The organism is Aquitalea sp. USM4, from assembly GCF_004328945.1.
In the GTDB taxonomy this organism is placed as follows: Bacteria; Pseudomonadota; Gammaproteobacteria; order Burkholderiales; family Chromobacteriaceae; genus Aquitalea; species Aquitalea pelogenes.
Window position 1 is genome coordinate 3,915,320 of sequence record NZ_CP029539.1, and the last position, 24,016, is coordinate 3,939,335.

The following is a 24,016-nucleotide window of genomic DNA, read 5'->3' on the forward strand; positions in this document are numbered from 1 at the left end:
CAATGCAGCAGAGCTGATGCTGATGTCTTGTAGGAATCGCCCTACACGACATCAGCAAATATCCTGACAGCAAAATCCGCCGCTGGCCGATATCCCGGCTGTCATCCGGTTTTTACAATTCAGTCATCACCATTTAAACAACAGGAGTGGTCATGGCTGAAACGAGTGCAAGCGACATCCTGGTCCGCTTCAAGAACGTACAAAAGAGCTACGACGGCGAGACCCTGATCGTCAAGGATCTGAACCTGGACATTCGCAAAGGCGAATTCCTTACCCTGTTGGGACCGTCCGGCTCCGGCAAGACCACCAGCCTGATGATGCTGGCCGGTTTCGAGACCCCCACCGCCGGTGAAATCATGCTGGGTGATCGCTCGCTCAACCGCGTACCGCCGCACAAGCGCGATATCGGCATGGTGTTCCAGAACTACGCACTGTTCCCGCACATGACCGTGGCCGAAAACCTGGCCTTCCCGCTCAAGGTTCGCGGCATGGACAAGACCGACGTCACCGAACGCGTGAAGCGCGCGCTGTCCATGGTGCAACTGGACAAGTTTGCCAACCGCTACCCCGGCCAGATGTCCGGTGGCCAGCAACAGCGTGTGGCCCTGGCACGCGCCCTGGTATTCGAACCGCAACTGGTGCTGATGGACGAACCGCTGGGCGCACTGGACAAGCAACTGCGCGAACACATGCAGATGGAAATCAAGCACCTGCACGAACGTCTGGGCGTGACCGTGGTGTACGTGACCCACGACCAGAGCGAAGCGCTGACCATGTCCGACCGCGTGGCCGTGTTCCATCAGGGTGAAATCCAGCAGATCGACAGCCCGCAAAACCTGTACGAACACCCGCGCAATACCTTTGTGGCCAACTTCATCGGCGAAAACAACCGCCTGCACGGCAAGCTGATCAGCCGCGAAGGCGAACGCTGTACCGTGGGCCTGGAAAACGGCGAGCGCGTGGAAGCCATGGCGATTCACGATGCCGCCCCTGGCGCACCGGTGTCGCTATCCATCCGTCCGGAGCGCATCAACCTGAATGTGCAGCAGGAGCAAAACCGCTTCTCCGGCCGTATCCGCGAATTCATTTACCTGGGTGACCATGTGCGTATCCGCCTGGAAGCCTGTGGCAATTCCAGTTTCATCGTCAAACAGCCCATCGCCACCCTGGACCCGAAACTGTCCGTGGGCGACGTGATTTCCCTGGGCTGGAATGTAGAACACGTAAGAGCGCTCGATCCTGTCGAACTGGCTGAATGAGTGCGTGCGAGTGAGTGCGTGTAGTTGTAGTCCCAAAACAATATGGAGAACTATCAAATGAATAAATGCATGAAAGCTCTTTCGCTGGCGGTTGTGGCCGCTTGTTGCGCTCAGGCTGCCCAAGCCGCTGACCTGACCGTGATTTCCTTTGGTGGTGCCAACAAGGCAGCCCAGGAAAAGGCCTACTACGCTCCGTTCACCAAGGCCACCGGCATCAAGGTGGTTGGCGGCGAATACAACGGCGAAATGGCCAAGGTCAAAGCCATGGTCGACACCAAGAGCGTGTCCTGGGACGTACTGGAAGTAGAGTCCCCGGAACTGGCTCGCGGCTGTGACGAAGGCATGTTCGAAAAGCTGGACTACAGCAAGATCGGCAACAAGGCTGATTTCGTACCGGGCGCTGCCCAGACTTGCGGCGTGGGCATCTTCGTATGGTCCACCGTACTGGCCTACAACGCCGACAAGCTGAAGGTTGGCCCGACCAGCTGGAAAGATTTCTGGGACGTGAAGAAATTCCCGGGCAAGCGCGGCATGCGCAAGGGTGCCAAGTACACCCTGGAAGTGGCCCTGATGGCTGACGGCGTGGCACCGAAAGACGTGTACAAGGTTCTGGCCACCCCGGCTGGCGTTGATCGCGCCTTCAAGAAGCTGGACCAGCTGAAGCCGAACATCCAGTGGTGGGAAGCCGGCGCACAACCGCCGCAGTACCTGGTATCCGGCGACGTGGTGATGAGCTCGGCCTACAACGGCCGTATCGCCAACACCCAGAAGGAAGGCAAGAACCTGAAGATCGTCTGGAACGGCGGCATGTATGACTTCGATTCCTGGGCCATTCCGAAGGGTTCCCCGAACAAGGACGCTGCGCTGAAGTTCATCGCTTTCGCCAGCAAGCCGGAAAACCAGAAGGTGTACTCGCAGAACATCGCTTACGGCCCGACCAACAAGAAAGCCGTACCGCTCTTGGACAAACAGCTGGTTGCCGACCTGCCGACCGCCCCGCAGAACATCAAGAGCGGCGTAGCCGTGGATGTGGCTTTCTGGGCTGACTACGGCGAGTCGCTGGAACAACGCTTCAACGCCTGGGCTGCCAAGTAAGCAGCTGCAACACGCATGACTGCTGCCGGTGATGTCTGCTGGCAGCAGGTCCGCCCCCTCGGGGGTTCATCCCCAGGGGGTTTCACCCCTTACCTGATCCGGAGCCGGAAGAATGACCGCTTCCTCTGCACCCACCACCGCTGTCGCAGCCACCCTGCCGGAGGCCGGCCGTTCGCTGAAACAGAAGCTGGCCCGCGCCGAGCGCATGAACAAGCTGAAATCGCAGCTGCTGATTCTGCCGCTGGTGCTGTTTATCCTGCTGGTATTCGTGCTGCCCATTACCAGCCTCTTGTTCAAGAGCGTCAACAACCCCGAAGTGGTTGACGCCATGCCGCACACGGTCAAGGCCATTTCCAGCTGGAGCGGCCGTGCCCTGCCGCCAGAAGCGGTATATGCCGCTGCGGCACAAGACATCCAGCAAGCTCATGACGACCAGAAACTGGGCGATCTGGGCAAACGCCTGAACATGGAAGTAGCCGGCTACCGCAGCCTGCTCAACAAAACTGCCCGTGCCCTGCCGATGGACCCGGCCCCGAAATCCTACAAGGAAGCGCTGACCAATCTGGACGAGCGCTGGGGTGACCCGGCCTACTGGCAGGCCATCCGCCGCAACACCAGCACCCAGACCCCGTTCTACCTGCTGGCCGCCATGGACCACCGCGTGGACGACCTGGGCGAAATCAGCCGCTCCTCGCCGGACCAGGCCATTTACCTGGACATTTTCACCCGTACTTTCTGGATGAGCCTGGTAGTCACCGCCATCGCCCTGGCCCTGGCTTACCCGCTGGCCTACCTGCTGGTGAACCTGCCCACCCGTACCAGCAACCTGCTGATGATTCTGGTGCTGCTGCCGTTCTGGACCTCGGTGCTGGTGCGCGTTGCCGCCTGGATCGTCCTGCTGCAATCGGGCGGCCTGATCAACTCCACCATGCAATGGCTGGGCATGATCGATCACCCGCTGCAACTGGTGTTCAACCGCACCGGCGTGTACATCTCCATGGTGCACATCCTGCTGCCCTTCATGATCCTGCCCATCTACAGCGTGATGAAAGGCATTTCGCCAAGCTACATGAAGGCTGCCATCTCGCTGGGCTGCCACCCGTTCGCCAGCTTCTGGCGCGTGTACTTCCCGCAGACCGTGGCCGGTATCAGTGCCGGTGCGCTGCTGGTGTTCATCCTGTCCATCGGCTACTACATCACCCCGGCCTTGCTGGGTAGCCCGAACGACCAGATGGTGAGCTACTTCGTGGCCTTCTACACCAACACCTCGATCAACTGGGGCATGGCAACCGCACTGGGCGGCCTGCTGCTGGCAGCCACCATGATCCTGTACATCGTTTACAACTGGCTGGTAGGCGCCAAGAGCCTGCGCCTGGGCTAACCCTCACCCTTCACGGAGACATAACCATGCTGAACCCGACCATGTCGCCCATCGAAAAGGTGTGGCACTACGTTCTGCGCATTACCAGCGGCCTGACCCTGCTGTTCCTGATCCTGCCGGTACTGGTGATCATTCCGCTGTCCTTCAACGAAGGCTCTTTCCTGGTGTACCCGCTGACCGGCTTCTCCTTCCGCTGGTATCAGGACCTGTTCAGCGCACCGGAGTGGATCCGCTCCTTGCAGAACAGCATGATCGTGGCCCCGGCCGCCACCGTGCTGGCCATGGTGCTGGGCACCCTGGCTTCCATCGGCCTCACCCGTGGCGAATTCCGTGGCAAGGGCATCATCATGTTCCTGCTGATTTCGCCGATGGTGGTGCCGGTGGTGATTGTCGGTGTGGCCAGCTACCTGTTCTTTGCCCCGCTGGGCATGGACAACAGCTACACCACGCTGATTCTGGAACATGCTGCGCTGGGCGTGCCGTTTGTCATCATCACCGTGACCGCCACCCTGCAGGGCTATAACCACAACCTGACCCGTGCGGCGGCCAACCTGGGTGCTTCGCCCATCACCACCTTCTTCCGCATCACCCTGCCGCTGATTGCGCCAGGCGTGATTTCCGGTGCCCTGTTCGCCTTTGCCACGTCCTTTGACGAAGTGGTGGTGACCCTGTTCCTGGCCGGACCGGAACAAGCCACCCTGCCGCGCCAGATGTTCAGCGGCATTCGCGAAAACCTGAGCCCCACCATTGCGGCGGCGGCTACCTTGCTGATCGGCTTCTCCATCCTGCTGCTGTTGACGCTGGAATGGTTGCGGGGCCGCAGCGAGCGACTGCGTACCAGCTAAGCAGAAAGCATTTCTTCATCAGCTCCGTGCAGTACCGACATTCCGGGCCAATCCTTACCGATTGGCCCGTTTTTTTTAATAATTTCAAACAAATAAAAAAAAGCTGCCGCGCTTGGTTGCAATCCCTCGTCAGGGGCTTACTATGCAGATATTCTGCGTTTTGTGCGCCATTTCCCGACCGTATTTATGAGAATCATTCTGCTTTCCGGCCTGATCGCGCTCTGTATGCAAGCCCATGCCGCCTCCGGCATCGACAGTGCCTACTGGGAGTATCAGGTCAAATCCGGTGACTCCCTGTGGTCACTGGCCGACCAGCATCTGGCATCCCCCGCCTATGTTCCCCGCCTGCAAAAGCTGAACCATATTGCCGACCCTTACCGGCTGACACCCGGCAGCCGTGTGCGCGTGCCCTACCCCTGGGTCAAGCAGCAGCCCTCCAGCGCCCGTATCGAGGAATTCTCCGGTGACGTCACCGCGCAGGACAGCAAGAACCAGCCGCTGCCAATCAACAAGGAAACACGCTATCCCAAGGGTGTCCGCTTCCAGACCGGCAACGACGCCATGCTCAAGCTGCGCTTTGAAGACGGCTCCACCCTGCTGATGGGTGCCAATTCCAGCGCCCAGCTGCAAACCGAAATCTATTACCCCAGCACCGGTTCGGCCAAAACCGAAATCCGTCTGGACAAGGGCAATGCCGGCAGTTCGGTGATACCCAACATCCTGATGCCCGGTCGCTACCAGATCCGCACGCCGTCTGCGGTGACTACCGTGCGCGGCACGGAATTCCGCGTCAGCGCCGAGTCAACCGACAGCACCGCCACCGAAGTGCTGCGCGGCAAGGTGAATGTGGGTGGCCAGCAAGGCGGTAAGGTAGATGTGCAGGCTGGATTCGGCACCACAACCCAGCAAGGCGCCAAACCGACCGCGCCGGAAGCACTGCCCGCCGCGCCGGACCTGAGCCCATTGCCAACCCAAAGCAGTTTCAATCCCCCGCTGCTGCAATGGACAGCCGACCAGCAAGCCGTGGCATACCGGGTCAAGATCAATGGCCCGGGCAGCACCGGCCAGCAATTATCCGAACGCACGGTCAACGGGCCGCAGTTTTACCTGTCCTTGCCCGCCAACGGTCAGTACCAGCTTGCCGCACGAGCCAGGAATGCCCACGGACTGGAAGGCTACGACAGCAGCAAGACCTTCGAACTCAAGGCCTACCCGACACCGCCCTTGCTGCTGGGAACCGCCGGCCCGCAGGAAATCCGCGGCCAGACTTTCAGCCTGCACACCACCGCCAGCCCGGAACGACCGGTGCAATGGCAGCTGTCGCGCCAGCCGGATTTCAGCCAGATCAATCAAACCCTGCTGCTGACTACCCCGGAGAGCAAGCTGACCTTGCCTGAGGACGGCCAATGGTATTGGCGTGTGGCGCATGTGGATGGCCAGGGCCAGCCCGGCCCCTACAGCGAAATCCAGTCCCTGCTGTCCAAGGGTGTGTTCTCCTCCCTGAAACCGGCGCTGCCTGTGCTGCTGGCACGGCATTACCCGGTGAAGGACGCACGCTATACCCTGACCCTGCTGGCTCAGGCCGACCGCCAGACCGTGGTTTACCGCAACACTGCCAGTCAGCCGAGCTGGCCGCTGTCCCAGCTTCCCAAAGGACAGTTTCTGGCACGGCTGGAAATCCATGGCGAGGCGGGCTACCACGCCATTGAGGCCAACGAAATCATCCAGCTGCACTGACCATGCCTGTTGACCCATCCACGCCGCCTGCCCGCAGGCCGCCATGGCAACAACTGCTCCCGCTACTGGCCGGAGCAGTTGTTTTGCTATTGGTACTGAGCGGCGCGCTGCAACGTCTGGACAACTGGTTTTATGATGTTGCAATCAGCCAGCGCCCGCTGGGAAAAGCAGCTGACGACCCCATCCTGATTGAAGTGGACAACCGCAGCCTGGCGGAAATGGGCAACTGGCCGTGGCCGCGCGAACTGCACGCCCACCTCATCCGCCAGCTGCAATCAGCCAAGGCAGTGGGGCTGGACATAGCACTGGCAGAAAGCACGCTCAGCAGCAGCCGACCGGACCAGGCACTGGCCAGTGCCATCCACGATAACGGCAAGGTAGTCAGCCCGGTGTTTCCGGAAAGCAGCGGCGGTGTGCTGACCGAAACCCGCCCGCTGCCGCTGTTTGCCGCAGCGTCCAACCGTCTGGGCCATACCGACTTCGAACGGGACGATGACGGCATCGTGCGTCGTGGCTATTTGCATGCCGGGCTGGGCAGTGCCGACTACCCAGCCTTTGCCCGTGCAGTTCTGGACGTGGCCGAGGGCAAACCGGCCAATAGTGCTGGCACGCTGGTGCATAGCCGTGACGAACCCTGGGTGCGCAGTGATGAAATCATGGTGCCCTACGGCAAAGGGGCCGAGCCTTTCCAGCGGCTGTCGTATATCGACGCCCTGGCCAACACCGACCCGGAACTGTTCCACAACCGCATCGTGCTGATTGGCGTCACCGCCGCCGGGCTGGGCGACATGCACACTACCCCATTGTCCGCCGGAGCCGGCAGCATGCCCGGTGTGGTGATCAACGCCTATCTGCTGCGCGGCTTGCAGGATGGCAGCCTGATTCGCCCGCTTACCCTGACCCAGCAAGCCCTGTTCAGTCTGCTGCTGGTGCTGGGGCTGGATTACCTGCTCTCCCCCTGGGGCCGCCGCCGCAATGCCTTGCAGGCTTATGCGGCCGCAAGCGCCATTCCAGCCTTGATCAGCATTGCCGGGCTGCTGCTGGCCCGCTATTGGTTTGCACCGGTCAGCTGCATGCTGGTGCTGCTGGTTTGCGGTTTTGCCCGCTTCATCGAACGGCAGGCCAGCCTGCAAACGCTGGCCACCACCGATGGTTTGACCCAGCTGGCCAACCGTCGTCATTTTGACGAGGTGTTCATCCCGGCGATTGACCGGCAGCGCAATGCCAGCCAGCCGCTGGCCTTCATCCTGCTGGATATTGACCACTTCAAGCTGTACAACGACCAGTACGGCCACTATGCAGGCGACATGATCCTCAAACGGGTGGCCCATGTACTGCAAGACACTTTCAAGCGCAAAGGCGTGCTGCCTGCCCGTCTGGGCGGGGAAGAGTTTGGTGTGCTGATGCCTGGCACCAGCATGCAGGAAGCAGTGGATGCCGCAGAAACCTTCCGCCAGCGGCTGGAAGACCTGGACCTGCCGCATGATGGCAGCCCCTTGCACAAGGTAACTTGCAGCATTGGTGTGGCGGCACGTGTGCCCCAGCCCGATGACACGGCCCAGCGCATTTACGAAGAAGCCGATGGCGCGCTGTATATTGCCAAGCGCTCCGGGCGCAATGTGGTCAGCCCGGCATCCAGCTGACATACCCGTCCACAATAATGAAAAACAATAATGAACAAAGCCACGACCTTGATCGTGGCTTTGTTTTTGCCATGCAAACCCGCGCTCAGTCCTGCGGGCAGACCACCTGCCAGTCCTGCTCACCCACCGGTACATGGCAGGCCAGCCGCCAGCCTGACGAGACATCCGGCCAGCTTTCCTGTGCAGCTTGTGCGGCATCAATCAAACCGGCGCGCAGCAGCACATTGCGCTCCTTGCGTGTCAGCCTGACTGGCTGCTGAGGGTCAGCATGACGAATGCTCACCTTGCAGGTGCCGCAGGTGCCCTGTCCGCAGCGCCAATGCAAAGGCACATCCGCAAGACGGGCAACATCCAGCAGCACATCACCGGGCTGTGCCTCTACGGCAGCCAACAGCTGCCCGGCACCATCGACAAAATGCAGAGTGGGCATGTTCAGCCGGAAATGGGCAGCAAGGCCAGCATGTCGCCAGGCTGTACCTGTTGTCCGGCAGCCAGCCGTACCAGACCGTCCGCCCAGGCGCAGGAAGTAAGCACGCCGGAGCCCTGATTGGGATAGCGCTGCAATTGCCACTGGCCGTCTTGCCGTACCAGTTTCACCCGTAGGAACTCTTCACGCCGGGTGTCCGGTCGCTCCCAGGCAAAGCCGGCCGGATAGTGGGCCGCGGGCTGGATGTCATCTTGCTGCAAACCGGCACAGCGCTGCAGATAGGGTTTTACCAGCACCTGATAGGTGACAAAGCCGGATACCGGATTACCCGGCAAGCCGATGAAACCGGCCTGCCCTACCTTGCCGCTGGCCAGCGGCTTGCCCGGCTTGATGGCGATTTTCCACAGATCAAGGCTACCCTCGGCCTCTACCGCCGCCTTCACATGGTCCTCCTCGCCAACCGACACACCGCCGCAAGTCATGATGACATCGGCCAGCCCGGCGGCATCCTGCAGGATTTCGCGGGTGCGGCTAAGTGAATCCGGCACGATGCCAAGATCGGTCACCTCGCAGCCCAGCCGCATCAGTTCCGGCACCAGCCAATAGCGATTGGAATTGTAAATCTGCCCTGCTTGCAGCGGCTGGCCTGGCTCCGTCAGCTCATCGCCGGTAAAGAACACCGCCACCCGCAAGGGTCGGTACACCGTCAGCGTGGGCACACCAATGGAAGCAGCCAGCCCCAGATCGGCAGCACTGAGCAACTGCCCGGCAGACAGCACGGTGGCTCCGCGCAGGATATCTTCGCCAGCGCGGCGGATATTCTGGCCCGGCTTCACCGGCTGGTTGAACAGCACCCGGCCATCCGCCTGCAGCTCGGCCATTTCCTGCATCACCACCGCATCAGCCCCGGCAGGAATGGGCGCACCGGTAAAAATGCGCGCCGCCGTACCTGCTTGCAATGGCTGCGGCTGGGTACCGGCGGGAATGCGCTGCGAAACGGCAAACGGGCCATTGCCATCTGCACTGTTCAGGGCATAGCCATCCATCGCGCTATTGTCCTGCGGCGGCACGTCAAGGCCGGCCAGTACCGGTTCGGCCAGAATGCGGCCCAGCGCCTGCAGCAGCGGAAGAGTTTCGGTAGCACGTATGGGCTGGGCACGCTGCAACAGCCAGTCACGGGCCTGATCAACGGTGAGCATCTTGATGTTTTTCCAGTAAGGCAAGAATGAAACGGGCAATGGCTTCGACATCATCCCGCCCAAAGCGGGGCAATGCGGTGGGTGGCAAGTCTGGCTGCGCCGCATCCGTCACCACCGCGAGCACGGCCGGGTCCTGCACGTACAACGGCGCATGTCCCAGTGCCGGGTCGTAGACTTCCAGTTTGGCAATGGCCTCATGCTTGAAGCCTTCAGCCAATACCAGGTCGCAAGGGCGCAAGGCGGCCACATGTTCAGCCAGTGGCGCATCATTGCCCTGGGGCATGGCTTGCACCAGCAGGCGGCGCCTGGCACCGGCCAGCAACACCTGGGCAGCACCCGCCTCGCGGTGACGCCAGCTGTCCTTGCCGGGTTGGTCCCAGTCCACGTCGTGATGGGTGTGCTTGATCACGGCGACATCCACACCAGCAGCGCACAGCAGCGGGATGATTTTCTCCAGCAAGGTGGTCTTGCCACTGCCTGAATAGCCTGCTACGCCCAGCACATACATGATGGCGGATCCAAATAAAAAGGGATGGGCCGCATGATAGCATGCAGGCCAATCCCGTTTCTTCCCTCTGACGAACTAGGACCGGTCACTCCAAGGCAGGAGCAGTCCGGCGCAAACTCAGGCCACTGCACGCGCGATTGGCGCGCTTTGGGCTTCCACTTGTTCGAATCGCTTCCAGTCCACAATCATCACCTGACTGAGCCCGCAATCCAGGGCCAGCTGCGCCTCGATTTCTTCCAGTACCTGATGACAATGGATGCTGCCGTTGATGGCCACCTCTGCACGCCGCATGACCGTGTCGTCCGGGGTGACAAACCAGATGCAATAACGACTCATGCTTATACTCCTCTCTTGCTGGATGCCAGACACTACCAATATCAGTGCAAGCGGCAGCAAACTGCAAGTTTTCGGGCATGAACTGCATCATCCAGCCATGCCTTGGTACGGAAAACACGACAAATCAGCCTTGCCCTGCTTGCCTTCTGGCATTCGGGAAGCTAGTTGCAACTTTTTCATGCACCCAGCAAATTGCGTTCACTCAGCGGATGCCGGCCAGCTATCTTGGCCACCGTACCACCACGTACCACATAGGGATGACGGGCAAACACATAGAACATGCCGTCGGTTCCGGCATGCAAGGTGGTAGTGGTGCCGGCAATCGGGTCGATCACATCCGCGATGGCATCACCCGCTGCCACCACACTGCCCAGCTCGGCCCGCATCACGATTACCCCGGCATGCGGGGCGATCAGGGTTTCGGAGCCGGACAGCGGTGTTGCCGGGTACGGCAAGGGTGCAGGTGCAACCGGCTCACCGGCAATCACGCCACGCCCGGTCAGATAATGCAGGATGGCCTGACTATCCTGCCCGGCCAGCCGGTAATCGACATCGCCCTCACCCCGCAGCTCGACCGTGACTGCCACGCTGTCAAACGGCACCGGGAATTGCGGCAAGGCGGCACGAATCCTGGCCCAGGGCAGGAAGATGGCTTCATCAAACGGCATTACGCCATATTCATCGGCCAGCAGCGAAGCGCCACATTGCAGGTGCGCCGCCAGGTCTTCCACCAGTGGCCAGTGTTCGCTATGCGAGTAAATGTGCACTTCACCGGCAAAGTCGCAGTGCAGGTCCAGCACCAGGTCGGCATCCAGCGCCAGCAGGTGCAGGGTCTGGCGCAGGCTTTGCAGCTCGGTATGCACCGGCTCGCTGGCAATGGCCTTGCGCAAGGCCTGACGGATGAGGCTGCGATTGGTATCGGCATCCTGCGTCAGTTGTTCACGCAGTTGCGGAATGACTTGCGCGGAGGGTTCGCTGTACAGGCGGTTGAAGTTTTCACCGCTGGCCAGATCAAACCGCCCCTGCGGCTGGTAATGCAGTTGCTGCGCCAGGCCGATGGGGTTGGCCACCGGCACCAGTACGATTTCCGCCTGCAACAGCCCACGCGCTTCCAGATCGGCAAATTGCTGGCGCAACAGGTGAGCCACCAGCATGCCCGGAATTTCCCCGGCGTGCAGGCTGGCCTGGATATACACCTTGCGCGGCCAGCTACCACTGCCGCCTGCCGGTCCGAAGTGAAAGCTGGTGATGCTGCGCTGGGTACCCAGGCTGGGGGATAGTAGCGGATGATGTTCGGTACGCATGGATGCTCCTGTAGCAGATATGGCAGGCGGCGTGGCCAGATGGCACAGAACACCACAGCCAAGCGCCGACTTCAAGCAAAACCTGCGTCAGACGCAGATGCCTGCCGGTTTCAGCCGGGCATCAGCACACTGCGCAATGGCAGCCATTGCTCCAGCTTCTGTGCGAAAGGCATGGTATGGGCGGGACTGGAAGATGGCAGCGTCAGACGCGGCAGCAAAGCAGTGTCACCGTGCAGCTGTTTGCTGCCGATGCGCGCTGCCGTTGCGCCATTGAAGGCAAGTGCCTGCAACTGCGGCAGGCCCATGCACAAGGTGGAGAGGTCGTTGTGGCTGGCTGCGCGGATGGCAGTGTCCAGACTACCCTGCCGCTGCGCCTGGGCCACCACATCCCACAGCCCGACACCGCGCGCTTGCAGGCATGCCAGACGCTGGGCATAGGTCAATTCAATCAGGGGTTGTTGCAGCACCTGTTCCAGCAAACGCCAGAACTGGTTGCGCGGATGGGCGTAATACTGGGCGGCTTGTAGCGAGGCGTCGCCGGGTAGCGAGCCCAGGATCAGCAGCCGGGTGTGCGCATCCACTACCGGGGGAAAGCAGGTTTTGGCCACGTCGGTCACGGCGTGGCGGCCTAGAACAGCTGACCTTGCTGGCGTGCCAGCCAGGCCTTGACCGGACCAAAGGACTTGCGGTGCTCGGCCAGCGCACCGTATTGCTCCAGTGCCGCCAGATGCTCGGCGGTAGGATAGCCCTTGTGGCGGGCAAAACCGTATTGCGGATGCAGGGCATCCAGCGCAACCAGTTCGGCATCACGCGCTGTCTTGGCCAGAATGGAGGCCGCCGAAATGGCCTGCACCTTGGCGTCGCCCTTGACGATGGCTTCAGCAGCCAAGGTAATCTGCTTTGGCACGCGGTTGCCGTCAATCAACACCTTGCCCGGCGTCACCGCCAGCCCGGCCACCGCCCGGCTCATGGCCAGCATGGTGGCTTGCAGGATGTTGATCTTGTCGATTTCCTCGACACTGGCGCTGGCAATGCACCAGGCCAGCGCATCCTGCTTGATTTGCACCGCCAGCGCATCGCGCCGCGCTTCACTCAGCACTTTGGAGTCCGCCAGCCCGGCAATGGGGCGTGCCGGATCCAGAATGACCGCAGCGGCAAATACCGCACCGGCCAGAGGACCGCGCCCGGCCTCATCCACACCGGCAATCAACTCGGTGCTCATGCAGGCTTCGCCTGACATCCGGCCTCCTGCAATACCGCTGCTGCGGCCAGCCCGGCCGTATCAGCCAGCAATGACTGATGCAAATCGGTAAACGCCTGCACCATCTCGGCCCGTGCATCCTTGTCTTCGTACAGCCGCTTCACTTCCGCCGTCAGTTTTTCTACGGTGGCGTCCTTTTGCAGCAGTTCCGGCACTACAAAGCGTCCGCACAGGATATTGGGCAAGCCGACGTAAGGCAGCTTGATCTTGCGCTTCACCAGCAGGTAGGTCAGCCAGGACAGCTTGTAGCTGATCACCATCGGCCGCTTGGTCAGCGCCACTTCCAGCGTGGCGGTGCCACTGGTCACCAGCACCACGTCGCTGGCAATCATTGCCATCTGGGCGTGCCCAAACAACTTGCGCAGCGGCAAGTCCCAGGCCTTGTGACGGGTCAGCAGCTGATCGAACTGATCCATGGTGGCGCGGGTAGCCAGCGGCACCAGGAAGGTGGCATCGGGGTAATCGCGCAGCAGCATGCGGGCCACTTCGATATACAACGGCGCCATGAATTCCAGCTCGCTTTTGCGGCTGCCCGGCATCAGGGTGAAAATGGGCCCCTGCCGCGGCAAACCCAGCTGTTCACGCATGGCCTGCTGGTCCGGGGCCATCGGAATTGCGCTGGCCAGCGGATGGCCGACAAAATCCGCCCGCACCTTGGCTTGCTGATACAAGGCCGGCTCCATCGGAAACAGGCACAGTACGCGATTGACGGCACGGCCTATCTTGTAGATGCGCTCCAGCCGCCATGCCCATACGGACGGGCTGACGTAATGGATGGTGGCAATGCCCTGCTTCTTCAGTGCGGCTTCCAGCGCCAGATTGAAGTCCGGTGCATCCACACCGATAAAGACATCCGGCTTTTCGGCCAACAGGCGGTCACGCAGGGTGCGACGGATACGCAGCAGCTCCGGCAGGCGCTTGAGCACTTCGGCATAGCCCATCACCGCCAGCCGGCTTTGCGGCGCGTGGCTGACAAAACCCCGCGCCTCCATGCGCGGGCCGCCGATACCGGCAAATTCGATATCGGCGTGTCTTGCCTGCAAGGCTTCCATCAGGTGAGCCGCCAGCAGGTCGCCGGAGGCCTCGCCAGCCACCATGGCCACCTTGAGCGCGCCTTTACGCTTGAACAAGGGTTCAGACATGGTTAGCGGATGATGCCTCGCTCGGACTGGGCAAAGAAGCGGGTGAACGGTTCCAGCTCGACATGGCCTTGCTGTGCTTCGGCCAGAATGGCTTCCTTGGCGGCATCGTATTGCAGACCCTGACGGTACAGGGCCTTGTAGGCATTACGCACCCGGCGGATCTGCTCCGGGGTGAAGCCACGACGCTTCAGGCCTTCGGCATTGATGCCGGCCGGCACCGCACGGTTACCATGCGCCATCACGTAGGGCGGCACATCCTGCGCCACCGCACTGGCAAAGGCGGTCATGGCGTGATCGCCGATGATGGCAAACTGGTGCACGCTGGTGAAACCACCCAGGATTACCCAGTCACCAATATGCACGTGGCCGCCCAAAGTGGCGTTATTGGCAAAAATGGTGTTGTTGCCGATCTGGCAGTCATGGCCCAGATGCACGTAAGCCATGATCCAGTTGTTGTTGCCCAGACGGGTTACGCCCACATCCTGCGCGGTACCGATATTGAAGGTGCAGAATTCGCGGATGGTGTTGTTGTCGCCGATTTCCAGCCGGGTAGGTTCACCGGCGTACTTCTTGTCCTGCGGAATGGCACCCAGCGAGCTGAACTGGAAAATGCGGTTGTTCTTGCCGATGCTGGTATGCCCTTCGATCACCACGTGCGGACCTACCCAGGTACCACTGTCGATGGATACATCCGGGCCAATGATGGAATAGGCGCCGATTTCCACATCAGCGGCAATGTTTGCCTTGGGATCGACAATCGCTGTCGGATGAATGGCCATGCTCAGACCTCGCGTTTGGCACACATGATTTCGGCTTCACAAGCCACCTGACCATCCACCAGTGCGCGGGCATTGTATTTGCCGATGCCGCGCTTCACGGTGATTTGCTCCACTTCGAAAATCAGCTGGTCGCCCGGCACCACCTGGCGCTTGAAGCGGGCCTTGTCGATGCCGACAAAGAAGTACAGCTCGTTTTCGGCGCGCTCGCCCTGGCTCTTGATGGCCAGAATGCCGGCAGCCTGTGCCAGCGCTTCAATGATCAGCACGCCCGGCATGACCGGGTATTGCTCGAAGTGGCCGCAGAAGAAGGGTTCGTTGATGGTGACGTTCTTCAGCGCCTTGATGCGGGTGTCCGGCACCATTTCGGTCACGCGATCCACCAGCAGGAAGGGATAGCGGTGCGGCAGACACTTCATGATTTCACGTACATCAATGTTTACGGCGTGTTCAGTCATTTGTATTGTCCTTGTTTTCTTTCAGCATGCCGATCTCGCGTTCGAGTTGTTTTATCCGCTTGGCGAGATCGTCCAGATGTCTTACATGAACGGCATTGCCCAGCCATTCCTTCATGGTTTGCAGCGGGTAGGACGAAGCGTAGGTATCCGGCTGGCGGATGGACTTCGACACCAGCGTACCGCCACCGATATGCGTCTTGTCTGTCACTTCGATATGGCCGACAAACATGGCTGCCCCCCCCACCGTGCAATACGCGCCGATGGTGGTGCTGCCGGCGATGCCGACACAACCGGCGATGGCGGTATGCTCGCCAATCTGCACGTTGTGGGCAATCTGCACCAGATTGTCGATCTTGGCCCCGCGCCGGATGATGGTGTCTGCCAGCGCGCCACGGTCGATGGTGGTATTGGCACCCACTTCCACGTCGTCTTCCAGAATGGCACGGCCGGTTTGCGGAATCTTGAACCATTGATCCTTGGCCCATGCCAGGCCGAAGCCGTCCGCCCCGATCACACTACCCGAATGCACGGCCACGCGATTGCCCAGCACGCAGCCATGGTAAACCGTGACATTGGGATAAAGAACCACATCATCGCCCAGTACCGTACCAGCACCAATCACCACACCGGGGTGCAGGATGCAACGCTCGCCAATCACGGCACCGGCACCAATGCTGACGTGTTCGCGTACTTCGCTACTGGCAGCAATGACAGCACCCTCGCCGATCACCGCACTGGCATGGATGCCGGGCTGCGGCTGTGCAGGCGGGTGGAACAAGGTTGCCACCTTGGCAAAATACAGATAGGGGTCATCCACCACAATCCAGGAGCGTGCCGGGTCCAGCTCTGCTTCCAGCTTGGGCGAAACAATCACCGCACCGGCGGCACATCCGTCCAGCTGCTTGCGGTACTTGGGATTGGACAGAAAGGTAATATCGCTCGCGATCGCCACATCCAGCGGTGCCAGGCGTTCGACCGTACGGTCTTCGCCCTTGAGCACACCACCCAGGCTGGCCACGATATGAGAAAGTGTGTACGCCATCAAAAATGAAAGCCGACCCCGGGTCGGCTTCTCCCGTAACAGTTAGGCAGGATTATTTTTCCAGTTCCTTCAGCACCTTACCGGTCAGGTCGTACTTAGGATTGACATAAACCACATCCTGCAGGATCAGGTCGTATTGCTCGCGATCGGCGATCTGGCGCAGCACCCGGTTGGCGCGCTCCTGTACCGAAGCAAACTCTTCGTTGCGACGCTGGTTGAAGTCTTCCGACAACTCGCGGGCCTTGGCCTGATAGTCGCGGTCCAGACCGGCATATTCGCGCTCGTAGCGTTTGCGGTCATCAATGGACAGCGTACTCTTGGCCAGCAGGCCTTCCAGTTCCTTGGCACGCTTTGCCATTTTATTCAGCTCGGCACGGCGGTCGCCAAATTCCTTGTCCAGCTTTTTCTGGATGGCAATCGCCGGCGCCGCCTCGCGGTATACCCGCTCGATGTTGACGAATCCCAGCTTGAAGTCTGCGGCCGAGGCCTGCAGGCTGACCATGGCCAGCCCGGCAATCAAGCACTTGAAAGTAGATTTCATGTTCAGGCCTCTTTCGGTTTAGAAGACGGTACCCAGCTGGAACTGGAAGCTCTGGTACTTGTCGCCTTCCTTCTTGCGCAGGGCTTTGGCCAGACTGAACTTCATCGGTCCCAGCGGGGACAGCCAGGTCACGGCCGCACCGGTGGAGTAACGCAGTTCGCTGCTCGGGGTGCTACCGCTGACGGTGCTATCCCAAACCGTACCGGAGTCAAAGAATACGCTGGCACGTACCGATTTGTTGTCCTTCATCCCCGGGAAGGGGAACAGGATTTCGGCATTGGCCACCATCTTGCGGGTACCACCCAGATAGTCGCCGGAAGCAGCATCCTTCGGACCCAGGCTGTTGGAGTCGTAACCACGCACCGAACCCAGACCACCCAGATAGAAGTTCTGGAAGAACGGCAAGGTGGAGGTCTTGCCATAACCGTTGGCATAACCCACTTCACCGTTCAGCATCAGGGTGAAGGTTTTGGACAGCGGGAAGAACCACTGCTGCGAGTGCGTCAGACGGTACCACTCAAGGTCGCCGCCCGGCAGCGCCGCATCGGCCTGTACCTTGATGTTGGCACCACGGGTCGGCCACAGCGAGCTGTCGCGGGTATCACGGCCCCAGCCGGCAGTACCGATCAGCGACAGGTTGTTGCTGCCGTACTTGTTGACGAAGTCCAGATAGCGGGTGGGGCTATCGCTCCAGGTACCCACCTTGGTCTGCTCCAGACCGAGGCTGAAGTTGATGCGGTCGGTTTCCGTCACCGGCACGCCAAAGCGCATGGCGGCACCATCGGTGGATGTCTTGTAGTGCGTGGTGCTGGAGGACGAGCTGTTATACGGCTTGTACACGCGGTGGTACAGGTCGTAACCCAGACTTACGCCATCGGCGGTGAAGTACGGGTCGGTAAACGACAAGGTGGCATTCTTGTTCACCGAGCCATTGGAAATACCGAAGGACATGTATTTGCCGGAGCCGAAAATATTGCTCTGCGAAACACTGGCCGACAGCTGGATACCTTCACCCTGCACGAAACCGACACCAGCTGAGATACTGCCGGTGGCGCGTTCCTTCAGGGAGATGTTCATGTCCACCTGGTCTGGCGCATCCGCGACCGCCGGGGTTTCCACGTTTACATCTTCAAAGTAGCCCAGCAGCTCGACACGGTCCTTGCTGCGCTTCACATTGGCGGCGTTGTATACCGAGCCTTCCAGCTGACGCAGTTCACGGCGTACCACTTCGTCACGGGTCTTGGTATTGCCGGCAATATTGACGCGGCGTACATAGGTCTTGCGACCCGGATCCACAAAGAAGGTAAAGCCGACTTGCTGCTTGTCGCGATTGATGTCCGGCAAGGCATTGACGTTGGCAAAGGCGTAGCCTTCATTGCCCAGACGGTCACTCAGCGCCTTCACGCTTTCGGTCACCTTTTCATTGTCGAACACAGTGCCGGATTTCACGGTAATCAGCTTGCGCAGCTCGGCTTCAGGCACTTTCAGGTCGCCAGCCAGCTTGATGTCGGCAACGGTGAACTTGCTGCCTTCATTGATGTTCAGCGTCAGAAACATTTGCTGCTTGTCGGCGCTGATGGATACCTGGGTGGATTCGATATTGAATTCCAGATAGCCCTGGTTCTGGTAGAAGGCCTTGAGCTTCTCCAGATCGCCAGTCAGCTTTTGCTTGGAGTACTGGTTGTCCTTGGTCAGCCAGGAGAACCAGCCACCGGAAGTCAGCGACATCTCATCCAGCAGCTTGTCCTGGCTGAATGCCTTGTTGCCGACAAAATGGATGTCCTTGATCTGGGCAGTCACCCCTTCGGTGATATCCAGCGTCACCGCAACACGGTTGCGCTCCAGCTTGGTGACTTGCGGGGTAATCTCCACCGCATACTTGCCACGGCTGTAGTACTGACGCTTCAGTTCCTGCACCGCGCCGTCCAGCAGGGCCTGGTCAAAAATGCGGGATTCGGCAAAGCCGTTGTCCTTCAGGGCCTTTTTGAGCTGATCCTTGCTGAATTCCTTGGCGCCATTGATATTGAGCTGGGTGATTACCGGTCGCTCGGCAACGGCGACAATCACCACGCCATCGCGCGATTCCACGCGCACATCATCAAAGAAGCCGGTGGCAAACAGGCTCTTGATGGACTCACGTGCCTTCTCGTCATTGAATGTATCGCCCACCTTGACCGGCAGGTAGTTGAAGACCGTACCGGCTTCGGTACGTTGCAGGCCTTCAACCCGGATATCCTTGATCACGAACGGATCCGCAGCCCAAACAGCTGTTGCCGTAGTCATGCCCAGCACAGCGGCCGCGAGTAATTTCAATTTCATAGGTTTGTTTTAACCCCCAAAAAGGCGGCTGATATCATTCAGCACAGCAAACAGCATCAGCGACGCCAGCAGGATGAATCCGATCTTCTGTCCAAACAGTTGCGCACGCTCGCTCAGCGGGCGGCCTTTGACCAGCTCCGCGACATAATACATTAAGTGCCCGCCATCCAGCACAGGTATTGGCAACAGATTCAACACACCAATGCTGACACTGATCAGCGCGAGAAATTCCAGGTAGGGACTCCAGCCTTCGCGGGCGGTCTGCCCGGCAATGCTGGCAATGGTCAGCGGGCCGGACAGATTATCCAGCGACGCCTGGCCAATCACCATGCGGCCCAGAAACTTCAGGCTCATCCAGGCGGTGTCGGTCATCTTGCGCCAGGCTTCAACCCCCGCTTCGGCCACGCCGGGTTTGTGGGTAAATGCCAGTTGTTTCATCCAGGCGGCATCCAGCAGCGGCGCTGCACCGATACGGCCTATCATCACGTCGCCATCCGCCACGGTAGCCGGACGCAGCTTGATATCCTGCTGCTTGCCATCACGCTGAATGCGGATCAGCAGCTCCTTGCCCGGGCTCTCATGCACCAGGCGCACCCAGGCATCCCAGCTGGCCAGCGGCTTGCCATCCACGGCAATCAGCTTGTCCCCTGCTTTCAGCCCGGCTCGCGCCGCCACGCCACCTTCTTCCACACCGCCGATGGCAGGCAGATAGCGCATGGGCATGAAGCCGGGATTACCTTGCTCCAGCGCCTTGAGCGTGTCTTCATCCGCCTGGGCCGGGTCGATACTGCGCAGCACCGTGACCGACTGGGCAGTCTTCACCTGCAGGCGCAGCGGTACATCGCCACTGCCTACCGCATCCACCAGCGCCAGGCGCAGGCCTTGCCAGTCATCCACCTTCTGCCCATTCACCGACAACACGCGGTCGCCAGGCTGGAAGCCGGCAGTGGCGGCCAGACTGGGGGTGATGACCGTGCCGACTTGCGGCAGCAGTTGCGTGACACCACCAGCAATCACCAGCCAGTAAAACAGCACAGCCAGCACCAGATTGGCCAGCGGGCCTGCCGCCACAATGGCCATGCGCTTGTAAACCGACTGGGTATTGAAAGCCAGATGGCGCTCTTCCGGCGCGACATCCATTTCGCGCTCATCCAGCATGCGCACATAGCCACCCAGCGGAATGGGGCTGATGGCCCACTCGGTATCGCCACGGCGGAAGGTATACAAAGGCGCGCCAAAACCTACCGAGAAGCGCAGGACCTTTACACCGCACAAGCGTGCTACCCAGTAATGACCCAGTTCGTGAAAGGTAACCAGCACACCGATGGCCACCAGGAATGCCAGGAATGTCAGCATGAACCCACCTTGTTCATGGCAAAGCGACGCGCTTCACCATCCTTGTCCAGCAAGGCAGCCAGCGAGGTGCTGGGTGACAGGCTGACACCAGCCAGCGTGGCTTCCACCACGGCAGCAATATCGACAAAGCGCAAGCGCCCTTCCAGGAAGGCCGCCACCGCTACTTCATTGGCTGCATTGAGTACTGCAGGGGCGTCGCCACCACTGCGCAAGGAGTCAAACGCCAGCCCAAGACAGGGGAAACGAGCCAGATCGGGCTGTTCGAAACTCAGATTGCCCATGCTGAAGAAATCCAGCGAGCTGACGCCAGCCTCGATGCGTTCCGGCCATGCCAGTGCGCAGGCAATCGGGGTACGCATGTCGGGAGAACCCAGCTGCGCCATCACCGAACCATCACGGTACTGCACCATGGAATGAATCACGCTCTGCGGATGCACCACCACGTCGATACGTTCCGGCGGAGCCGAAAACAGCCAGTGTGCCTCGATGACTTCCAGCCCCTTGTTCATCAGGCTGGCCGAATCCACGGAAATCTTGCGTCCCATCACCCAGTTGGGGTGACGACAGGCATCTTCCACCGTGACGTGCAGCAAGTCTTCGGCACTGTGCTGACGGAAGGGCCCACCCGAGGCAGTGAGAATGATCTTGCGAATGCCGGAAGCATCCAGATTGCCGGCGTAATCATGCGGCAGGGACTGGAAAATGGCACTGTGTTCGCTATCCACCGGCAACAAGGTGGCACCATGCTCGCGCACCGCCTCCATGAACAGGCGACCGGCCACCACCAGCGATTCCTTGTTGGCCAGCAATATTTTCTTGCCAGCGCGTGCCGCCGCCATGGCCGAAGGCAAGCCAGCCGCCCCGACGATGGCTGCCATCACCACATCCACTTCAGGCAAGCTGGCCACACGCTCCAGCGCGGCTGCGCCATGCAACACTTCGGTAGCCAGGCCTTGCTCTTGCAAGCGGCCTTGCAAATCATTGGCAGATACAGCATCCGCCACGACAACATAAAGGGGAGAAAAACGGCAGGCCTGTTCAAACAGACGGTCGACCTGATGATGACCACTGAGCGCCACCACGCGGTAGCGCTCGGGATGACGGGCAACCACATCCAGCGTATTGACGCCGATGCTGCCGGTTGCCCCAAGAACTGCAATGCCTTGAGGTTTCATGAGATGTGCTTACAGCCCGCCCAGCACGCGCAGCGCATTGCTGACTGCCAGAACGGCAATGAGACTATCGATTCGGTCATAAACGCCGCCATGACCAGGCAGCAGCTTGCTGCTGTCCTTGATGCCTGACGCACGTTTGAACCAGGATTCCAGCAAGTCGCCGCAAACGCTGACCGCAGTAAGCGGCAAGGCCAGCAATACCAGCGCCCACACTGGCAGGCCGACGGAAATCCAGCCCAGGCGGCTGACAATGACCACATAAACAGCCACGCCCACCAGCGCGCCGTACACGCCTTCCCAGCTTTTGCCAGGGCTGATGGAAGGTGCCAGCTTGCGCTTGCCGAATGCCTTGCCGGAGAAGTAAGCGGCCACGTCCGCCACCCATACCAGGCCCATCACGGCCAGCAAGGTCAGCGCATGGCTGGCATCAGCCTGCGGCCGCCACTCGAGAAAGCCATACCAGGCCGGCAGCATCAGCACCCAGCCGAGCACGGCAGCCACGCCGGGGGACTTTACCGTCCAGCGACGGGCCAGCCACAAGGGCATCACCAGCAACCAGAACACCAGCGCCAGCAGGTGCGCAGCCTGCGGCATATGCCAGCCCTGCCACCAGGAAACACCGGCAAAAGCCGTGCTCAAGCCCAGATACCCCCACTTGGCCATGCCGCGCAGGGGCGTCATGCGGGCGTATTCCCACAGGGCCAACAGGATGATCAGCCAGGAAAAAGCGGCCCAGGCATCCGCCGGAAACACGAACAATGCGGCCAGCATCAGCGGCAGCAACACCAGAGCGGTCAGTATGCGGGTCTTGAGCATGAGGGGTCAGTTTCTGCGCTGCTGTTCAGGCAGCTGCTCGCTGGTGCGGCCAAAACGGCGCTCGCGCGAGCGGTAGGAGTCCAGTGCCTGATCCAGTGCCGCACGGTTGAAATCCGGCCACAGCAGATCAGTGAAATACAACTCGGAATAAGCCAGTTGCCACAGCAGGAAATTGCTGATGCGCTGCTCGCCGCCAGTGCGGATGAACAGATCCGGCTCCGGAGCCCAGTGCGTGGACAGGCGGGAAGCCAGGTTTTCTTCAGTAATCTCACTGACACCATCGGCAATCAGGCCGTTGACTGCATTGAGCACGTCCCAGCGACCGCCATAATCGGCAGCGATACTGAGCACCAGCCCGTCATTACCCGCTGTCTTGTCTTCCGCCGCCTGGATCCGTTCGGCCAGCGCCGGACTGAAGCGCTCGCGCGTGCCCAATACCCGCAGGCGGATATTATTGGCATGCAGTTTGCTGACTTCGTTTTCCAGCGCACGGATGAACAGGTCCATCAGGAAGCTCACCTCATCCGGCGGACGACGCCAGTTTTCAGTGGAGAAGGCAAACAGCGTCAGGTACTCCACCCCCAATTCCTTGCAGGTGGTGACAATTTCACGGACGGTGTCCAGGCCCTTCTTGTGCCCTGCCACCCGCGGCAGGAAACGCTTCTTGGCCCAGCGGCCATTGCCATCCATGATGATGGCGATATGCCGGGGTACGCAGCGCACCTCCGGCACGTCCTTGGTGGAGCTTCCAAACAAGGCTATTTCCTTTATACCGCCATCAGGTCCGCTTCTTTGGCCGCCAGCGCCTTGTCGATCTCGGCAATGTACTTGTCGGTCATTTTCTGGATGTCGTCCTGGCCGCGGCGCTCGTCGTCCTCGGTAATGGCCTTGTCCTTGATCAGGTTCTTGAATTCGTTATTGGCATCACGACGAATATTGCGCACAGCCACACGAGCGCCTTCAGCCTCGCTACGCACCACCTTGATCAGGTCACGGCGACGTTCTTCGGTCAGCATCGGCATCGGCACGCGGATGATGTCGCCCATGGAAGCCGGGTTCAGACCCAGATCGGAATCGCGAATGGCTTTCTCGATCTTGGCTACCATGTTCTTTTCCCATGCCTGCACACCGATGGTACGGGCATCAATCAGGCTGACATTGGCTACCTGGTTTACCGGCACGTCGCTACCGTAGTAGTCGACCATGACATGATCAAGAATGCCGGTATGGGCGCGACCCGTACGTACTTTGGTCAGGTCGGTCTTGAACGCCTCCAGAGACTTGGTCATCTTCTGCTCGGCGGATTTCTTGACTTCATTAATCATGCTTGCTCCAAAAATCGGTACTTTGAAAAACAAGGCGGAAAGCGGCTTCCAGCCGTTTCCGCCCCTTGGTA

At 60.2% G+C, this 24,016-nt stretch carries 24 protein-coding genes; 6 read left to right on the top strand and 18 right to left on the bottom strand.

The genetic code is table 11. The annotated features are described in order from the left end of the window. Positions 1-152 precede the first annotated feature (152 nt). The 6 genes from DKK66_RS17960 (at position 153) to DKK66_RS17985 (ending at position 7,960) form a co-directional block, all read left to right on the top strand. Positions 153-1,259, top strand: coding sequence for an ABC transporter ATP-binding protein (locus tag DKK66_RS17960; RefSeq protein WP_045845019.1), 1,107 nt, complete (start codon positions 153-155; stop codon positions 1,257-1,259). Positions 1,260-1,328: 69 nt separating this feature from the next. Continuing rightward, positions 1,329-2,354 carry an ABC transporter substrate-binding protein gene (locus DKK66_RS17965; RefSeq protein ID WP_233160791.1) on the top strand — a complete coding sequence of 342 codons (1,026 nt, stop codon included), beginning with the start codon at positions 1,329-1,331 and terminating at the stop codon, positions 2,352-2,354. A 112-nt stretch (positions 2,355-2,466) separates the two neighbouring features. Continuing rightward, positions 2,467-3,735, top strand: a complete 1,269-nt coding sequence (locus DKK66_RS17970; RefSeq protein ID WP_062788920.1) for an ABC transporter permease — start codon at positions 2,467-2,469, stop codon at positions 3,733-3,735. Positions 3,736-3,761: 26 nt separating this feature from the next. After that, positions 3,762-4,580 carry an ABC transporter permease gene (locus DKK66_RS17975; RefSeq protein ID WP_045845016.1) on the top strand — a complete coding sequence of 273 codons (819 nt, stop codon included), beginning with the start codon at positions 3,762-3,764 and terminating at the stop codon, positions 4,578-4,580. Positions 4,581-4,766: 186 nt separating this feature from the next. Continuing rightward, positions 4,767-6,317: a FecR domain-containing protein gene (locus tag DKK66_RS17980; RefSeq protein WP_131360265.1), complete on the top strand. Its 1,551-nt coding sequence runs from the start codon at positions 4,767-4,769 to the stop codon at positions 6,315-6,317. A 2-nt stretch (positions 6,318-6,319) separates the two neighbouring features. Continuing rightward, on the top strand, positions 6,320-7,960 hold the full coding sequence (locus DKK66_RS17985; protein ID WP_131360267.1) for a CHASE2 domain-containing protein: 1,641 nt from the start codon (positions 6,320-6,322) through the stop codon (positions 7,958-7,960). A gap of 85 nt (positions 7,961-8,045) precedes the next feature. Here DKK66_RS17985 and DKK66_RS17990 read toward each other — a convergent pair whose 3' ends face one another. From DKK66_RS17990 to frr, 18 genes are all read right to left on the bottom strand, one after another. Then, positions 8,046-8,390: a 2Fe-2S iron-sulfur cluster-binding protein gene (locus tag DKK66_RS17990; RefSeq protein WP_131360269.1), complete on the bottom strand. Its 345-nt coding sequence runs from the start codon at positions 8,388-8,390 to the stop codon at positions 8,046-8,048. Between the two features lie 2 nt (positions 8,391-8,392). Continuing rightward, positions 8,393-9,586, bottom strand: coding sequence for a gephyrin-like molybdotransferase Glp (gene glp, locus DKK66_RS17995; RefSeq protein ID WP_131360271.1), 1,194 nt, complete (start codon positions 9,584-9,586; stop codon positions 8,393-8,395). Continuing rightward, the gene (gene mobB / locus DKK66_RS18000; RefSeq protein WP_131360274.1) at positions 9,573-10,094 is read right to left on the bottom strand and encodes a molybdopterin-guanine dinucleotide biosynthesis protein B; all 522 of its coding nucleotides are present in this window, start codon (positions 10,092-10,094) and stop codon (positions 9,573-9,575) included. The genes glp and mobB overlap by 14 nt, the downstream gene beginning before the upstream one ends. Positions 10,095-10,211: 117 nt before the next feature. Further along, positions 10,212-10,430, bottom strand: coding sequence for a hypothetical protein (locus DKK66_RS18005; RefSeq protein ID WP_131360276.1), 219 nt, complete (start codon positions 10,428-10,430; stop codon positions 10,212-10,214). 176 nt (positions 10,431-10,606) lie between these two features. After that, the gene (locus DKK66_RS18010; RefSeq protein ID WP_131360278.1) at positions 10,607-11,734 is read right to left on the bottom strand and encodes a succinylglutamate desuccinylase/aspartoacylase family protein; all 1,128 of its coding nucleotides are present in this window, start codon (positions 11,732-11,734) and stop codon (positions 10,607-10,609) included. A 110-nt stretch (positions 11,735-11,844) separates the two neighbouring features. After that, positions 11,845-12,351 carry a DNA-deoxyinosine glycosylase gene (locus DKK66_RS18015; RefSeq protein ID WP_242673518.1) on the bottom strand — a complete coding sequence of 169 codons (507 nt, stop codon included), beginning with the start codon at positions 12,349-12,351 and terminating at the stop codon, positions 11,845-11,847. An 11-nt stretch (positions 12,352-12,362) separates the two neighbouring features. After that, positions 12,363-12,956: a ribonuclease HII gene (rnhB, locus tag DKK66_RS18020; RefSeq protein ID WP_207389811.1), complete on the bottom strand. Its 594-nt coding sequence runs from the start codon at positions 12,954-12,956 to the stop codon at positions 12,363-12,365. Then, positions 12,953-14,137 (bottom strand): lipid-A-disaccharide synthase, encoded by a 1,185-nt coding sequence (gene lpxB / locus DKK66_RS18025; RefSeq protein WP_131360280.1) that lies wholly within the window; start codon positions 14,135-14,137, stop codon positions 12,953-12,955. The genes rnhB and lpxB overlap by 4 nt, the downstream gene beginning before the upstream one ends. A 2-nt stretch (positions 14,138-14,139) precedes the next feature. Next, a complete protein-coding gene (lpxA, locus tag DKK66_RS18030; RefSeq protein ID WP_062788913.1) occupies positions 14,140-14,916 on the bottom strand; it encodes an acyl-ACP--UDP-N-acetylglucosamine O-acyltransferase in 777 nt (258 codons plus the stop codon). A gap of 2 nt (positions 14,917-14,918) precedes the next feature. Continuing rightward, the gene (gene fabZ / locus DKK66_RS18035; protein WP_045845007.1) at positions 14,919-15,371 is read right to left on the bottom strand and encodes a 3-hydroxyacyl-ACP dehydratase FabZ; all 453 of its coding nucleotides are present in this window, start codon (positions 15,369-15,371) and stop codon (positions 14,919-14,921) included. Beyond that, positions 15,364-16,413 (bottom strand): UDP-3-O-(3-hydroxymyristoyl)glucosamine N-acyltransferase, encoded by a 1,050-nt coding sequence (gene lpxD, locus DKK66_RS18040; RefSeq protein WP_131360282.1) that lies wholly within the window; start codon positions 16,411-16,413, stop codon positions 15,364-15,366. The genes fabZ and lpxD overlap by 8 nt, the downstream gene beginning before the upstream one ends. 52 nt (positions 16,414-16,465) lie before the next feature. Then, positions 16,466-16,954, bottom strand: coding sequence for an OmpH family outer membrane protein (locus tag DKK66_RS18045; RefSeq protein WP_131360284.1), 489 nt, complete (start codon positions 16,952-16,954; stop codon positions 16,466-16,468). Positions 16,955-16,972: 18 nt separating this feature from the next. Continuing rightward, a complete protein-coding gene (bamA, locus tag DKK66_RS18050) occupies positions 16,973-19,273 on the bottom strand; it encodes an outer membrane protein assembly factor BamA (RefSeq protein WP_131360286.1) in 2,301 nt (766 codons plus the stop codon). A 9-nt stretch (positions 19,274-19,282) separates the two neighbouring features. Then, positions 19,283-20,629 carry an RIP metalloprotease RseP gene (gene rseP, locus DKK66_RS18055; RefSeq protein WP_131360288.1) on the bottom strand — a complete coding sequence of 449 codons (1,347 nt, stop codon included), beginning with the start codon at positions 20,627-20,629 and terminating at the stop codon, positions 19,283-19,285. Beyond that, on the bottom strand, positions 20,623-21,804 hold the full coding sequence (ispC, locus tag DKK66_RS18060; protein WP_045845002.1) for a 1-deoxy-D-xylulose-5-phosphate reductoisomerase: 1,182 nt from the start codon (positions 21,802-21,804) through the stop codon (positions 20,623-20,625). Before ispC ends, rseP begins: the two co-directional genes overlap by 7 nt. Positions 21,805-21,813: 9 nt before the next feature. Further along, a complete protein-coding gene (locus DKK66_RS18065; RefSeq protein ID WP_131360290.1) occupies positions 21,814-22,620 on the bottom strand; it encodes a phosphatidate cytidylyltransferase in 807 nt (268 codons plus the stop codon). Between the two features lie 6 nt (positions 22,621-22,626). Beyond that, positions 22,627-23,376, bottom strand: a complete 750-nt coding sequence (locus DKK66_RS18070; RefSeq protein WP_045845000.1) for an isoprenyl transferase — start codon at positions 23,374-23,376, stop codon at positions 22,627-22,629. An 11-nt stretch (positions 23,377-23,387) separates the two neighbouring features. Beyond that, entirely contained in the window at positions 23,388-23,945 is a 558-nt protein-coding gene (gene frr, locus DKK66_RS18075) for a ribosome recycling factor (RefSeq protein ID WP_045845049.1), read from the bottom strand. Positions 23,946-24,016: the final 71 nt, after the last annotated feature.